The organism is Staphylococcus carnosus, assembly GCF_900458435.1.
GTDB lineage: Bacteria > Bacillota > Bacilli > Staphylococcales > Staphylococcaceae > Staphylococcus > Staphylococcus carnosus.
In genome coordinates this window covers 390,385-406,517 of record NZ_UHCT01000001.1, presented here as the reverse complement: position 1 = coordinate 406,517, position 16,133 = coordinate 390,385, and the positions used below count along the sequence as shown (strand labels likewise).

Sequence of the window (16,133 nt, the reverse complement as noted above, 5' to 3'; positions counted from 1 at the left end):
TTTTACAAATTCTCAAAATTATTTACACAAATTTCTGAATATTTAGTTTAATATGTTGCTTTTCGAGGAATAAAACTTCTAGTACGGCAGAAATTTTTCAGTCATAAAGATATTTCAACAAGGGGGTAGGCAAATGCCTAAGAAGTTATTTAGTGTAGATTTAAATAAAAAAATGGATCAACAAGCGCATCCTGGACACAATCGATGGCATCCGGATATTCCGGCCGTGTTTTCGGTGGACCCGGGAGAGTCTTTCCGAATGGAATGTTTAGATTGGACTGACGGACAAGTCGGAAACAATGATGATCCAAGCGACATCAAATATGTGAATTTGAATCGTGTACATGTTTTAAGCGGTCCAGTTCATGTTAACGGCGTTGAACCTGGAGATTTATTAGTAGTAGATATCTTAGATATCGGCGCTTTTACTGAACGTGAATGGGGATTCAATGGTATTTTTGATAAAACAAACGGTGGCAGTTTCTTAGTCGACCATTATCCAAATGCCCAAAAATCAATTTGGGATTTCAATGGTATCTATGCGACGAGCCGTCATGTACCCGGTGTTGAATTCGTGGGATTAATCCACCCAGGATTAATCGGTGTCGCACCTTCGCAAGAAATGCTAGATGAATGGAATCGTCGTGAAAAAGCTTTAGTTGCTACTGATCCGAATCGGGAACCAGTTTTAGCCAACTTGCCTGAAGAAGATGCAGTAGTGCTCGGTTCATTAAAAGGTAAAGATTTCGATCGTGTAGCTAAAGAAGGCGCTAGGACCGTTCCTCCTAGAGAAAACGGCGGAAATTGCGACATTAAAAACCTTTCGAAAGGTTCTCGTATTTATTTCCCAGTTTTTGTGGATGGAGCCAAGTTGTCAGTCGGAGATTTACATTTTTCACAAGGTGATGGTGAAATTACATTTTGTGGAGGCATAGAAATGCCTGGATGGATTGATTTACGTGTCAACGTGATTAAAAACGGCATGGAAAAATATCAAAACAAACAAAACCCTACTTTCAAACCTGGTCCTGTGATGCCGAATTATACAGACTATATTGTATTTGAAGGTATCTCAGTAGATGAATTCAGTGGCGAACAGCAATATTTAGATGCGAACACTGCGTATCGAAATGCTTGTTTAAATGCCATTGAATTTTTAAAAACACGTGGCTTTACCGGAGAACAGGCTTACATGTTATTAGGTACTGCCCCTGTTCAAGGTACAGTTGCCGGTATTGTAGATGTTCCTAACGCATGTTGTACAATCGCAATTCCGCGTGAAATTTTCAACGATGATATCGTTCCAAGTTTGGAGCCTGATGAGTAATGCCGAATTACACGTACGCATGTCCCAGTCACGGAGAATTTACGTTGAATCAATCTATGAACGAAAATCATGACTCAGCAGTTTGCCCGAACTGTAAAGCAACTTCTAATCGTGTTTTTGTCCCTTTTCAAACCTATAAACTCGATTCTAAGTTAAAAAAGAAAATTGAGTCAGGAAAAGAACCTAAAGTTGTGAAGAGAGACAAACTGCCTTTACAACAAAAAAATAATAAAAAGCCTAGACCATGGATGGTGTAAACGAAGCGTAACCGGTTTAATGATTTATATCATTCAGGTCATAACTTAAACCCATGTGTAACTAAAAACATGTTATACGAATAAAAACTGCCCTAGATATTCGTGTATCATAAAAATTTAATAGAGCCGAAGCTCCTATACTGTATTCTGTGCTCTGTAAAAACAAATTCTCTTTGTTACTTGATTCTTATCAGCCCTATAGAACAAGTAAAACTTATAGAAGTAGTAATATGACTTGATACTACTAAATAAACAAACTGCTTGAGTGAGATTTACCCTCCTCATTCCAGCAATTAAATGTTTAACCTATTTTCATAAATGATTAAAAATAACATAAAACCTAATTCATATTGAAGATGTGAAATTGGAAACACACTAAATAACAGGTATCCTGTTCACCCCTTTGTTAAATATTAGTAGATGCACTCATGTGAAGATTATTCGTAAATTTACTACCCCTTCTTTACAGATAATCTCATGAGTGTGTTATTAGAAGTCTCTGAAAAAGGAAATGACTCACGCCAAAGCGTGAGTCTTTCTTATTGGTTAATCAGCAATATTCGGACCATATAAACGTCTTGTATGATCTACTATTTCTCCATTTATTAATTTTTCAAGCTCTTCTTTCCATGAAATCGGTGTATAATCGCATTCCAACAAATCAAGGAGTTTTTCCTTATTATCACTATGATGATAGAGCACATCATTCATTTCAACAATAGACCATTCTGGACATGGACGTTCTATTAAACGAAAGATATCATTTTGTTGAATAGGTCCTTCCTTTAATACACGAAAATACCATCCAGTTCTTCCAGTTTCTTGGATACGTCTTCCCCATTCAATCCAACGCACACGTCTCCCTGGCTTCCAACAAGGTCTGCGCGGTTGTGAAACTTGTACAGTCGCTCCTCCGATTTGATAGATGTCACCAATATAAACAGAAGTTTCATCCATATCAATTACGGAAACATTCTCTCCATTCAACCCTGGTTTAAAATGAACTTCCGGATATTCTACTGTCCATTTTTCATAATGCGATTTACTATAAGCAAATAATGCTTTTTCTGGTCCGCCATGATGTTTTTTCTCCCCGACATCATCACCAACTAAACCTGTTTTCGTTAGTAAAACCGCTTGGTCTGTCGGATTTTTAAACGCTGCTGTCGACCATTCTTGTTCTAAAGGATTTTCAGCATTCGGATCACCTACTTTTTGAATGCCGCCTCTAAATAATTGCTCGATTTGACTCACTTGTTCCACCCTCTCTCAAAGCTATTATAACGACTTTTTGACAAATTCTTAAGAGTAAGCGTTTTTTTTAATTTTTTTAAAGTAAAGTATTTGCGAAATCAATTATTTTTTTCCATACTAGACATTGAAAGAGAAAAGCAAAATGCGGAAAGAGGAGTGTCAATAAATGAACCAAGAACAATTTGACAAAATTAAAAATGGTAAAGGATTTATCGCAGCATTGGACCAAAGCGGTGGTAGTACTCCGAAAGCGCTAAAAGATTATGGCGTTGAAGAAAATGAATACTCTAACGATGAAGAAATGTTCAACCTTGTACACGATATGCGTACTCGTATCATTACTTCACCTGCATTTAACGGAGAAAAAATCTTAGGTGCGATTCTATTCGAACAAACTATGGACCGTGAAGTTGAGGGCAAATACACAGGTTCATATTTAGCAGATAAAGGTATCGTTCCATTCTTGAAAGTCGACAAAGGTTTGGCTGAAGAAGCTGACGGCGTTCAATTAATGAAACCTATTCCAGACTTAGATAAATTATTAGATCGTGCGAACGAACGTGGTATCTTCGGTACTAAAATGCGTTCTAACATCTTAGAAAATAATAAAGAAGCAATTGAAAAAGTTGTTAAACAACAATTTGAAGTTGCAAAAGAAATCATTGCAGCTGGTCTAGTACCAATTATCGAACCTGAAGTTAACATCAATGCTAAAGACAAAGAAGCTATCGAAGCTAACTTAGCTGAAGCAATCAAAGCTGAATTAGATAACTTGAAAAAAGATCAATATGTAATGTTGAAATTAACTATTCCAACTAAAGTGAATGCTTACAGCGAATTAATTGAACATCCACAAGTAATCCGCGTGGTTGCATTATCTGGTGGTTACAGCCGCGACGAAGCAAACAAAATCTTGAAACAAAATGATGGTTTAATCGCAAGCTTCTCACGTGCATTAGTATCTGACTTAAACGCACAACAATCAGATGCAGAATTCAATGAAAAATTACAAGAAGCTATCGATACAATCTTCGATGCTTCAGTAAACAAAGCTTAATCTAAGCTTTAAAATAATAACGAGCCCCTTCTTTGAAGGGGCTCGCTTTTTTGTATAATTCCATAGATTTTCTCCGCAAATTTTCTCATACGTAATATTTTCACAATAAAAGTTCTTTTCTTTCACTGTCATACATAATAAAATACAAGAGACTTTCAGAAATAAAGAACTAAGTCGCCAAACTTACAACAGGATCTGAACACACATGGCGTCTAATCCTATTCCTCGTTATTTACAAGATAAGCGCGCAAATTTCCATGAACTATTTTATGATTTAATATTTGTATATGCCTTACAAAAAATTGCGCATGTGCTTTTACATACTGAAAAAATGGCACACTTTCTCTAGATACATTCGTTGTCTATATTCTAATGAGTTTGTTCCTATGGCTTTTATGGACACATCAAACCGTATTCACGAACCGCTTCGGAGAACTTTCGCCGAAAGATGTCGCATTCACAATAGTAAATATCTTTCTCTTAATATTCCTATCTAATAGTTTCTATCCGGATTTCAATAAAACTTTCGTTCCATTCATGACCTGTATGTCATTACTTTATTTCAGCATTAGCCTTCAGTATTTGTTACACATTCCGCAAACACAATCAAAAGGCGATAAGATGACATGTATGACTTCAGGACTTGTCACTTTGATTGTTGCGGTGCTTTCAATTATCGGATTACTTACTCCCGCTACTTATCGATTTGTGCCTGGAAATATCGGACTTTTTATCGCGGCGGTCGGCTGGATTCCTTTTAGAAAGTACCTTGTAGAATCACCTGTCAATATGATGCATCTAGTTGAACGTTATGCCTTATTAACTATTATCGTATTCGGTGAGTTGCTTGTAGGGATTGCGAGTATCTTCAATATTACTAAGTTCGATTATCTCTATATCTTTCAATTCATGATTTTAATCGGATTATTCTTAACCTATTGGGCTGTCACAGAATTTTACATTAATCATCGGCACCGTACTGTCGGATTCAAATTATCATACGCACATCTCATTATCAATATTGCTTTAGGTGGTGTTAATGCGGCAATTGTCTTCAGCTCTAGCGACAAAATCAACCGCTTATTTGAAGTACACTTTATGTATGGAAGTATTTTATTATTCTTTATAGGTTTATGGTTAAATACTTCATACTTCCATAATCATTATAAAAATATACGTCTCATATTTGTGTCTCTCATAATCATCATTACTGGTTACATTTTGAGTCTACTTTTTGCTAGATATGATGATGTCTTGATAATTTCATCTGCAGTAGTCAATTCAACAATTGCCTTAATGTATTATACAAACAAACGCAAATCAACACGTGCAGGTATTGCATCTCATCACCATTAAGCTCATCAAATCTACTTTATTAATTACCGCCACTATTCCAAATGGTTATATGGATTAGTGGTTTATTTTATTTTCTTTCATGAAACGAGCGATTTCTTTAAAACCATTTAATTCAATCCATTCGACCCTATTAGAATAATGTGCTTTAGCTTCCATGATTGAAGGAAAATGATTCTTTGGAAAATCCCATATGTATTTTAAAAATTCAAAACGCAGTGATTTTGGATTGCCGCCAGTATCCTCATTTTTCAATAATTTAAAGTAACGTTTAATGACATTCAAAATACATTTCCAACGTGGTGCTTTTAACCAAATAACAAGATCTGCTTTTTCTAACCGTAAAGGTAAAGAACCCCTATAATTTCCATCTATAACCCAAGTTTCATTTTCAGCAATTATTTTTTCAATTTGTCTTACAAATTCCTCTTGTTCAACCATTTCATTATCATTTTTCCAAAAAAGTTTATCTAAATGGAATGCTGGAATGTTCATTTTCTGACTTAACTGTTTGGCAAATGTAGATTTCCCTGAACCAGGGCTGCCAATAACTATAATCCTTTCTTTCATATTATCTCCCCCCATTTCTAGAAATATTATTTCGTCTATTCTCTTAAAATACATTTGAATTCTCTTTATGTTATATGAAGTTTCTTGTCACTGCACATTTGAAGTTTTGTGCTTCTCTGTTAACCACAAGTTGAATTATATCTATTCTGTTCTTCATATCCAACAAAAAGCCTGACTCCATCACGAGTCAGGCACTAAAATCATTTTTCAACTAAATAACGGTATACATCATCACGTACAGGCGTTTCCATAGCAAGATGCATCGTCACTACATTTTTCCCTTCCGGCATTTTTGCATCTTGTGCACTATCTTTCATATAATGTGCATTTCCCAGGTAATAAAAATTCTTACCATCTGCATCTTCTTTTTTCACAAATATATATATCGGTGTATTTAACGCTTGGTGATGGATCACATTTTTAACTTCAGGAGATTTCAAGGAACGATTAGAGCGTGTAAACCACTTCAACTCATCTTGATTTAAAAATTCATCTTCATATGCAGTCGTTTCACTGATATCTTCTTTTTTATGATAGGTGATAAAGATAGGCAAGGTCTGATATTTTTGTTTATAACCGTAAACAGTCGAAGATTCATCCTTTTCCCAATTCATAATTCTTAAAAAATCTTTGCGTGAATATTTATGATATAAAACCAAGCGATTACTGTTATGATAATCATTCAAATGCTTATAATGTGATAGCTGCATTAAATCTTCAAAATGTGTACGAAAGACATCATTTTCTAAGTTGTTTTTGAATTGCTCACTTAATCCGATATATTTGCCATTTTGGCGAATATTAATAATAGGCGGGCCATATTGCTTATCTAATCCCGCTTTTAAAAACGATTGATCTAGTACTCTTAAACTGGTACGTACATCCGCTTCACTTATCCCGCTATCTTTTTCCTGCAGCTTCTGAACTAAACTGTCAAAGCTCTCATCTTGTTCAACCAAGAGTTCAATTGTCATGTAATCAGAACTCTTCAAACCTTGTACCAGTTCTTTTGACATAAACGTTAAATTTTTAGAAGCATCTTCTGTGATACGCTTTTGCTTATGCACTTTCTTTTCTAAAAATTCCTCGTAATTAGCAAATTTCGATAACAAGACAGCTGGATCGATAGAATTCTGTTCAATGAAATCCATTAATGTGGGTATACTTCCAATTCTATTTTTGACATTCTGGTAAGCTTCTACAATCATTTTCATTTCATTCAATGTCGCACTTTGAATAGATTCGAATACTTTCTTCTTTGCGACTTCTTCAAAATTAATCGTCGACACACCCTTTAGAGGTGCATTATCTGTTAAGAATTTACGATAATTATCTTTATTATGCGAATGATCTCCTGACAACGCTATCGGAATCAAATAGTTATTTTTATAGTTGCCTATAAAATCAATGACAGTGACGTAATCTTTATTAGCACTTTTACGCAAACCACGTCCGAGCTGCTGTACAAAAATAATGCTGGACTGCGTACCTCTCAACATAACCACTTGATTGATTTCAGGAATATCAATCCCTTCATTAAATAAATCAACCGTAATAATATAGTTGATATCGCCATCTTTAAGCTGCTGAATCACTTCATTACGACGTTGTTGCGAGTCTGAACCGGTCAACGCTACAGTTGCTATGCCATGATTTGTAAGTTTTTCAGCAAGTTCTACCGCTTCATTTTTTCGACTTACAAAGATAAGCCCTTTTAATGTGTCGCCTGAATAACCATAATAATCAGTTCTATCCAAGATATACTTCACACGTTCTTCAGAAGTCAGATAGCGTAATTGACTATTATCATCTACGGATATGCCATCTTGAATATAATCAGACACCCCAAAATAATGAAACGGACATAAGATTTCACTTTCCAAGGCTTTTTGCAGACGAATTTCATACGCAACGTTGTAATCAAATTGTTCAAAAATATTTAAATCATCTGTACGTTCTGGTGTAGCAGTCATACCCAGCATAAATTTAGGCTGGAAATAATGGAAAATACGTTGATACGTATCAGCAGCTGAACGATGCGCTTCATCAAAAACGATATAATCAAAAGTTGTCGGATCAAATTGATGATAAATTGCTTCTTTAGATAGTGTCTGAACAGTCGCAAATAAATATTTAGCGTTGATGTCTTTATGGGTACCTGAGAGTTTACCAAAAGCAGAGGTAGGTTCTGTGGCTAATACTTTTTGGTAAGCCTTCATTGCATCATTTAAAATTGTTTCACTATGCACTACAAAAAGAAAACGTTTTGGTTCTGCTTGTCGAACATCTAATGCAGACATAATTGTCTTCCCTGTCCCCGTAGCAGAAATAATTAATGCTTTATCTTCACCTTGCGCTCGGACTTCTTTCAAAGATTTTAATGCTTCTACTTGCATTAAATTCGGTTGGATTTGAACCGCTTCATCCACTCGATGAATCAAATTCGTTTGTAATCGGCTTTCTGCAAAAATATCTTTTACAGTTTGAGGCTCATAGATTTTACGATATTCAGCAATCCATTCAGGGGTTAAAGATGTACTTTGATTCCACAATTCATTAAATTGATGTTTAACACGATGCACTAAATCCCCATTTTGATGTGTAGAAAAAAGAATATTATGTTCATAATTCACCTTGAGCGCATTAGAAGTTAAATTTGAACTGCCTACAATCAATGAAGAAAATTGGTCATGTTCAAATATATAACCTTTAGCATGAAAACCCGGCACTTCAGTTAAACGTACTTCAACATTATCTAATTTCAGAAGCTCTTCATACATTTTAGGTGTATTGAAGCCTAGGTAATTGGAAGTCAGAATTTTACCTTTGACTCCTTTTTGAGCTAAATCATATAAATGCGCTTTTAAACTCGCTAACCCACTTTCTGTAATAAAGGCAACGGAAATCATAAAGGATTGGCATTTCTGCAATTCATCAATAACTGTTGATAATACATTTTCTTCTTCATTATTAATCAACAACTTCGGAACATGGTGTCCTTGATGAACCAAAGAACGATCGATAAATCCTTTATGCAGTGAAAGTTTCAAATCATCGATTAAATTTTCCATAGCCATTATCCTTCTTCAACTATTTTATCGACTGCCGGTATATCTGCGGGTGCCCATTCTAATTGATGTAAATCTTCTGCATTCAGCCATTGAATTTGTTTGTGTTCTGTCAATGTCGGCATTTGTTTTTGTAATTTGCATTTATATGTAGTAAGTTGAATCACTGCGAAATCATATTCATAAGTCGTTGTTGTAGCTTTTTCTAAAACTTCTAAATCACATTTCATTTCTTCACGGATTTCGCGTTTTAAAGCATCAACGTCAGATTCACCTTGTTCAATTTTACCTCCAGGAAATTCCCATAATAAAGGTAAACTCATTTGTTCACTGCGTTGTGCACATAATATTTTATTGTTGTCATAAATCACTGCGCCTACCACTTCAATTAACTTCTTCATCTGTTATCCCTCACTCATTTAAAAATTCATTTCTTATAAGCAGGATCTCATTTTTAGATTGAAAATACCATATAATTGCAGCGATTTTGTGAATTTTTTACAAAAAATAAGGCAGACGGATCATCTGCCTCACTGTCGATTTATAATATGCGTGGTTACATTTGGACTTATGGTGATATATACCTTAATCTATATTTTCAGGATAGACGACTTCACCATCATCTTCTAATATCGGCATCGCGCCCCATTGTCCTAATTGATGTGCTTGTGTAATGATGTCACCTTTATTATTTTGCATAATATGCAATACTCTCCAACCGTGCGCTGCTAAATAATTACTCACAATGAGTCGGTGACAACGTGCTGGATGATGTTCTGAGCACATGTAAGCAGTACGTTTTTCTTCAGCTGTCTTTTCTAGAAGTTTGATGCCATCTTTAAATTCATCCGTCAAAGTATAATCTGCATAATTATGGAAAGATTCGTTTTGCCAACCTGAATTTAATGTACGTCCGACAGTTTGGCTTGGACGGCGTCTTCCGCCTAATTCATGATCTTGGCGATACTCGATTCCCGCTTCTCCTAACCATTCTTTCATATTCTCATCATTGAACTGTGGGTATTTACGACTTTTCGTAAAAGCACGTATATCTTCTAATACTTCAATATCGAATGTCTGAAGCATCTTTAAAAATGTCTCTTTTTCATGGTTAGAATGGCCAATTGTATAAATCGTCTTTTCTTGCTCCATATCTGTCACCTCATAGTTAATATAACCTATATCACAGTTATGAAAGCAAAAAAACAGAATCCGTTTAATGGATTCTGTTTAAAGTGTTACTTATTTTTTTCAATATTCTCATGAATCATATCGCCGATATATTGAGAGGCTTTACCATTATCAACGCTGCAAAAGCGATTATAAAATGCATCTATTTTATCTTGATATTCATTTTGGACTTTAGGAATATCCTTCAAGCTTTCTGCAAGTTGATGCGGGTCTGTAAAAATAGGACCAGGTAAATCTTTTTTATAGTCCATATAAAAACCACGTAATCCTTTATCATATTTTTCAATATCATAAGCAAAGAAGAATTGCGGACGTTTTAAGATACCATAATCAAACATCACTGATGAGTAATCTGTAATTAAGGCATCTGAAATCAAGAAGATTTCTGAAACATCATCATAATTAGAAACATCAATCGCAAAGTCTTCATACCCGCTTAAATCTAGTGCGTTAGCGATGAGATAATGCATGCGTAATAAAATCACATATTCATCACCGATTTGTTGATATAAATTATCCAAATCAATTTTCAAGTCGAATAAATACTGACCTTTTTTAATGAATTCATCATCTCGCCATGTCGGTGCATACGTAATGATTTTTTTATCCTTTGGAATATTTAACTTTTCTCTGATTTCATTGATATAACCTTGATCGTTTTGACGATTTACAAGCACATCATTACGTGGATAACCAATTTCTAAAATACGCTCAGGATCCATCCAGAATGCTGATTCAAAAATTTCTGTAGAATAACGGTTTGGTGAAATCAAATAATCCCAACGTTCTGTTTCTTCTTTGAAATGACGTTTATATGCAGGTGTCGTAGTACCTGGCATACGAACAACTTTCATATCATTAGCTAAACGTTTTAATGGTGTACCATGCCATGTTTGAATATAAGTTTGGTTTGCTTTTTTATTTAAATAAAGCGGAGTACGCGCATTAGAAATCCAGTAATGCGCATCCGAATAAGCTTTGAAATATTCTTTCGAGCCTTTTTTCACTTTTTTCGCATTGCCCGGCACCACATGTGCGCTCGGCTTTTTAAGCGACCATACATAATTATAATATGGATATTTTTTCTGCATATATTCATAAATATATTTTGGACTGTCTCTATAATTTTTACCGCCGAATGTTTCAAATACAATCGTAGCATTCTGCACATTTTCCGGATTATCTGTTAATTCATAAATTGAGCGGTTTTTCGATTTTTTATTCAAAACAATATTTTTAACAAGACGAATCAGTTCTCGTAGTCTATTAATTGAATATGCCCCTTTAGGTTTTTTCAACATTAAGAGCAGCATTTCTAATTTAAATAAAGTTCCACCTTGTTCCAGCAGTGGTCGTTTAATTTTTCGAGCCAGATTAACTAATGTTTCTTCGTGTTGAGCATAATGAAAAGCGATATCTTTTTGAGCCGGATCAAAGACATGACGGATTTTCTTCGCCATTTTATTAGTCAAAAAGCGTTTAACTTTTTTATTTTTAGTTTTTTGGATGGAATGCAAATAACTATCCGCATAATCCTCAAACAATTCATCACTATCTTGTTCAGTCAGTTTTTCAGTTTCAAACGGATCATAAACTTCTCCTCTATAATAGAAAGGAAAACCAAGAATACGTACAAAACGATTAGCATAAGGAATGTAATCTACAACAAATGAATTATCGACGTAAGTTTTCAACGTCTCATCAAATTGTAAATCGTGCGCTTGTACAATCGCTGTTTTAAACATGATATTGCAAGCTGTATTCTTACGCAGAAATGAATTAGGGTTGGTTTTAGTTGTCTTATATTCTAATCTGATTTTGTTCGGATCAATATATTGCGGTCGATTCAAAGTAAAATTATTGATTGGCGCAATTAGCGCATCTAATCCATTGATGTTTTTCAAATAAAAATTAATTGCATAACTTGCCAACTGATCATCTGCATCTAAAAACATGAAATAAGGTGTTTTGACTTCTTTCATTGCTAGGTTTCTAGCATGCGCATGACCTTGATTAGTTTGTAAATTGATATATTGAATAGATTTATCATAATCTTTGAGTGTTTCGTTTAAAATTTCTTCTGAGTTATCGGTAGAACCATCATTCACGACGATAACATCAAAGTCTTGATTTCGTTGCTGTTTCAAGCTTTCAATACATTCGCGAATATATTCTTCTGAATTATAATAAGTAACGATAACTGTTAAGTCATTCATTGTTTGTTTCTCCCCATCTGTATATAGGTATATCATTATCATGCTGTTTCAACTCTGAAACAGATTACAATCTAGCATTATATTTTATTTTCCATAAAAATGAAAATATAATACCTTTTAAAGAATATTCTTTTTGCACGTAAACTATGCACAAACCTTGCTATATCACGTTTTATAATTATAGTTAAACTTTATTAATACAAACGATAACTTTTAAACAAATCGGCTATAATTCTCTTCTTTTTCCATACAAAAAGGCCCAGCCTTTGTGACTGAGCCCGAGCTTATTATCTTTAGAATTCTACAATCGCTAAGAAATTTCTATTGGTTGTTTTTATTTATCAAATGTTTAATAATTTCATTCATTTCACTGATGTTTTTGCTTTGCTGACTTAACAAACTATATAAATCTTCTCGTTGTTGTGCGTTCGGTGTGTTATATCTCAATGTTTCATTACCATGAATCACACTTGGAGCATCTGTAGTTTGAGGATGCTGTTCGTCATGGCCTACTTCGTTATAGCCGCTGCCGTCATGTTGTTTTAAACCATATTGAGTGGCATCTTGAGAATAAGTCTTCTCACTAGCTTCCTCTTTTTCAGTATGTTCACGGTAAATATCAGGTGCATGATCTTTCGCATAAAGCAGCAACGCATTATAAATAAGATGTTTCGGTTGATCTGTTGTATTACGTAATTCTTTATAAAGATTACGTGTCTCTGCTGTTTCTTCATTCACCACACTGTATTTACGTCGTTCGGCTGCACGTTCTTCTTTTTCTGTAATGTAATTTTCACGCGGCATCATGTCTTCTAATGCATGACCTTCTATATCAATTTTCGGTAAGATACGGTTCAACCATGCCGGCAAGTACCAAGAAGCTTTGCCGAATAAAGCTGTTAGTGCTGGTATCATTAATAATCTCACAATGAAGGCATCAAAGAATACACCGAATGCGAGTGCAATACCCATGGTTTTAATCATTATATCATCTTGAATAGCAAAGGCCATGAACACGCTGATCATAATAAGTGCTGCCGCAATAATAACTGGACCACTTTCTCGGATACCCACTTTAATTGAATGTTTGTTGTCATGCGTTCGGCTGTATTCTTCATGTATTCGCGACATTAAGAATACTTCGTAGTCCATCGCAAGACCAAATAGAATACCGATTACAATAACTGGTAAGAAAGCCAGTACTGGTGCCGTTTCATGAACTCCAAAGAGTCGTTTCATAAACCCTTCTTGCATTACGAGTGTCGTAAATCCAAGTGTTGCTGTTAAGGATAATAAGAATCCGCCAACTGCTTTTAGCGGGATAATAATGGAACGGAATACAAGCATTAATAATAAGAATGCCAATGTTACGATTATACCTGCAAAAACAGGAATAGCATCATTTAGTTTTTTAGACATATCTAAGTTGATAACACTTTGACCAGAAATTTCAGTCAGGAAGCTGTATTTATCTTTGGCATCATCATGATAATCTCTCAAGTCTTTGACTAAATCATCCGTACTTTTTGCTTGAGGACCTTTATCTGGAATTACTGTAATCAAAGCATAATCATTATCTTTACTCATTTGTGGTGGTGAAACCATATCGACATTATCCATATCTTGAATGTCTTTACTTAAATCTTTTAAGTCTTTTTGCATTTCTTGAGGGTTATCTTTTTTATCTTTGACATTAACAAGCATCGGTATTTTACCATTAAAACCTTCTCCGAATTTATCACTCATAATGTCATAAGCTTTTTTTTGAGTCGTGTGATCTGGTTTAACACCATCATCAGGAATGCCTAAACGCATTTGCGAAATCGGCATTGCAGCTAAACCAAGAATAATCACACCGATTAAAACAGCAGCTAATGGACTTCCTACTACGAAGCGAGACCAACGTGTATCTGCTGTTTTGCGTGATTTACGTTCAACTTTCGGTCTGATAGCTTTATGGAAAATACTGATTAACGCTGGAACTAATGTCAGTGCACTGATAACAGCGAATAAAACACTAATTGCCGACATATAACCCATGACACCTAAGAACTTAATACCGATGAGACCTAAACCGCAGACAGCAATAATAACTGTAATACCCGCGAAAATAACAGCTCCGCCTGCTGTACCGACAGCAAGTCCTACTGCTTTAGGAACATCTCGTTCTTCCTTAATAATTTGTCGGTATCTGAATAAAATAAAGAGTGCATAGTCAATACCGACTGCCAGACCAATCATAACTGCAAGGGTTAATGTAACATTCGGCACGTCGACAATTTTTGTCATTAAACCGATAATGCTGACACTTGTTACTAATCCGATAACAGCTGAAATAATCGGCAACCCAGCTGCCACGAATGAACCGAAGGTAATTAATAAAACGATAAATGCCACTGCAATACCGATAATTTCAGAAGCACCGCCAGTTTCAACACTGCCGCTCATACCATTACCTGTTAATTCAGTTTGCAGATTATGTTTATCTTTTAAATCATCTAGATTGTCTTTGACTTTATCCTTACTTTTATCACTCAATGATGTTGCTTGAACGTCATATTGAATATCTGCAAAAGCAGTTGTCTTATCTTTACTGATTTGTCTGTTTTTATAAGGATCAGTAATTTTATCAACATGCTTATCATCTTTTTTAATATCATCTAATGTTTTTTGAACATCTTTCATGACATCTTTCTTCACAATCCCATCTTTAGAATGAGATTTCATGACCACCGTAATCGTAGCCTTTTCACTATCTACATTAAAGTGCTTTTCTATCTTTTTATTTGTATCTATCGATTTTAAACCTGTCATTTTGATATCATTATCAAATTTAGGTTTGTCGATAGCAATCGGCGTTAAGACTGCTGCTATTAAAACAACCCATGCAACAATAGCCCACCATTTATGTTTTGCAATAAATGAACCGAGTTTATAAAGAAACTTTGCCAAAGTATTGCCTCCTCCTAAAATATACAGTATAGTTTATTCTACATAGTAGATTAATTACGTATCACATATGCTACATGGTTAATTATTACCTGTACAGATATATTTCAAGCCTAATATAAGGCTAAACTACACTAAGGAGGAATTGTAGATTTGAACCCTACAGACTTAAGAGTAATTAAAACAAAACGTGCTTTATCCGATTCTTTATTCAAATTATTAGAAAACACAATGTTTTCATCTATAACTGTTAATATGATTTGTGAGGAAGCTTTAGTACATCGTACAACTTTCTATAAACATTTTTATGATAAATACGACCTACTGTCATATTTGCTTCAAAACGTTACAAAAGGTTATTTTGAAAAAGATTTGCGCGACCGTATCCATCAACCATTTCAATCTATCGCAACTTTTATTGATTTTCCTATTACTAAAATAAGTGAGAAACAAAAGCACGATCCTAAATTTTTTGAAACAGGCGCATCTATTTTTATTGAAAAATTACGGCAAGACATAGAAGACAACAAAGATAAAATTGAAGTTGATAGTGATGTTCCAATTGATTTGGTGGCACGTGTTTTTGAAGCAACAATTCAAGCTATGGGAGAATGGAATAATGTAAACGAATGTTATCCAGTGGATTCCGATACAAGTTCAAAAGTTTCATTAGAAAAGTTAGATGAAATGTTCAACAAACTCGTTAATATCAAAATTAAAGATGCTTAATCAATAGTGCAGCTGAATCGGGCTGTACTATTTTTTATTTCTTCGCTTTCTTTTTAATATTCTTAATGACAAGTTTATATTCCAATAGTAAAATTATATATTATCAACTATCTATTATGAGAATGACATTCAAATAATCAACATCTATATAAGGAGTAGAAA

General features: G+C 34.5%; 11 protein-coding genes and 1 pseudogene. 5 read left to right on the top strand and 7 right to left on the bottom strand.

Annotation, left to right across the window (positions count from 1 at the left end):
* The first annotated feature begins 133 nt into the window (after positions 1-133).
* Together fmdA and DYE31_RS01655 are read left to right on the top strand one after the other, a co-directional pair.
* A complete protein-coding gene (gene fmdA, locus DYE31_RS01660) occupies positions 134-1,327 on the top strand; it encodes a formamidase (RefSeq protein ID WP_015901383.1) in 1,194 nt (397 codons plus the stop codon).
* Positions 1,327-1,584 carry a zinc ribbon domain-containing protein gene (locus DYE31_RS01655; protein WP_041613033.1) on the top strand — a complete coding sequence of 86 codons (258 nt, stop codon included), beginning with the start codon at positions 1,327-1,329 and terminating at the stop codon, positions 1,582-1,584. The genes fmdA and DYE31_RS01655 overlap by 1 nt, the downstream gene beginning before the upstream one ends.
* Positions 1,585-2,130: 546 nt before the next feature.
* On the opposite strand, the gene DYE31_RS01650 is transcribed toward DYE31_RS01655, so the two are convergent.
* On the bottom strand, positions 2,131-2,838 hold the full coding sequence (locus tag DYE31_RS01650; protein ID WP_015901384.1) for an MOSC domain-containing protein: 708 nt from the start codon (positions 2,836-2,838) through the stop codon (positions 2,131-2,133).
* Positions 2,839-3,004: 166 nt separating this feature from the next.
* Here DYE31_RS01650 and DYE31_RS01645 point away from each other — a divergent pair, with 166 nt between their 5' ends.
* Together DYE31_RS01645 and DYE31_RS01640 are read left to right on the top strand one after the other, a co-directional pair.
* Entirely contained in the window at positions 3,005-3,895 is an 891-nt protein-coding gene (locus DYE31_RS01645; RefSeq protein WP_015901385.1) for a fructose bisphosphate aldolase, read from the top strand.
* A gap of 205 nt (positions 3,896-4,100) precedes the next feature.
* Positions 4,101-5,251: pseudogene (locus DYE31_RS01640) on the top strand (low temperature requirement protein A).
* Between the two features lie 54 nt (positions 5,252-5,305).
* Here DYE31_RS01640 and DYE31_RS01635 read toward each other — a convergent pair.
* From DYE31_RS01635 to DYE31_RS01610, 6 genes are all read right to left on the bottom strand, one after another.
* Complete coding sequence (locus DYE31_RS01635) at positions 5,306-5,818, bottom strand: AAA family ATPase (RefSeq protein WP_015901387.1); 513 nt, start codon at positions 5,816-5,818, stop codon at positions 5,306-5,308.
* Between the two features lie 200 nt (positions 5,819-6,018).
* The gene (locus DYE31_RS01630) at positions 6,019-8,889 is read right to left on the bottom strand and encodes a DUF3427 domain-containing protein (protein WP_053464548.1); all 2,871 of its coding nucleotides are present in this window, start codon (positions 8,887-8,889) and stop codon (positions 6,019-6,021) included.
* Between the two features lie 5 nt (positions 8,890-8,894).
* Entirely contained in the window at positions 8,895-9,287 is a 393-nt protein-coding gene (locus DYE31_RS01625) for a (deoxy)nucleoside triphosphate pyrophosphohydrolase (protein ID WP_015901389.1), read from the bottom strand.
* 184 nt (positions 9,288-9,471) lie between these two features.
* On the bottom strand, positions 9,472-10,038 hold the full coding sequence (locus DYE31_RS01620) for a DUF488 domain-containing protein (protein ID WP_015901390.1): 567 nt from the start codon (positions 10,036-10,038) through the stop codon (positions 9,472-9,474).
* A gap of 86 nt (positions 10,039-10,124) precedes the next feature.
* Entirely contained in the window at positions 10,125-12,293 is a 2,169-nt protein-coding gene (locus DYE31_RS01615; protein ID WP_115314350.1) for a bifunctional glycosyltransferase/CDP-glycerol:glycerophosphate glycerophosphotransferase, read from the bottom strand.
* 321 nt (positions 12,294-12,614) lie between these two features.
* Positions 12,615-15,245 carry an MMPL family transporter gene (locus tag DYE31_RS01610; RefSeq protein WP_015901392.1) on the bottom strand — a complete coding sequence of 877 codons (2,631 nt, stop codon included), beginning with the start codon at positions 15,243-15,245 and terminating at the stop codon, positions 12,615-12,617.
* Between the two features lie 150 nt (positions 15,246-15,395).
* Here DYE31_RS01610 and DYE31_RS01605 point away from each other — a divergent pair, with 150 nt between their 5' ends.
* The gene (locus DYE31_RS01605) at positions 15,396-15,971 is read left to right on the top strand and encodes a TetR/AcrR family transcriptional regulator (RefSeq protein ID WP_015901393.1); all 576 of its coding nucleotides are present in this window, start codon (positions 15,396-15,398) and stop codon (positions 15,969-15,971) included.
* The last annotated feature ends 162 nt before the right edge of the window (positions 15,972-16,133 follow it).

Bases quoted from the DNA above. Each gene is read 5' to 3' on its own strand.
- DYE31_RS01645 (WP_015901385.1), top strand. From the start codon at position 3,005: ATGAACCAAGAACAATTTGACAAAATTAAAAATGGTAAAGGATTTATC.
- DYE31_RS01615 (WP_115314350.1), bottom strand. From the start codon at position 12,293: ATGAATGACTTAACAGTTATCGTTACTTATTATAATTCAGAAGAATAT.
- DYE31_RS01620 (WP_015901390.1), bottom strand. From the start codon at position 10,038: ATGGAGCAAGAAAAGACGATTTATACAATTGGCCATTCTAACCATGAA.
- fmdA (WP_015901383.1), top strand. From the start codon at position 134: ATGCCTAAGAAGTTATTTAGTGTAGATTTAAATAAAAAAATGGATCAA.
- DYE31_RS01635 (WP_015901387.1), bottom strand. From the start codon at position 5,818: ATGAAAGAAAGGATTATAGTTATTGGCAGCCCTGGTTCAGGGAAATCT.
- DYE31_RS01625 (WP_015901389.1), bottom strand. From the start codon at position 9,287: ATGAAGAAGTTAATTGAAGTGGTAGGCGCAGTGATTTATGACAACAAT.
- DYE31_RS01630 (WP_053464548.1), bottom strand. From the start codon at position 8,889: ATGGAAAATTTAATCGATGATTTGAAACTTTCACTGCATAAAGGATTT.
- DYE31_RS01655 (WP_041613033.1), top strand. From the start codon at position 1,327: ATGCCGAATTACACGTACGCATGTCCCAGTCACGGAGAATTTACGTTG.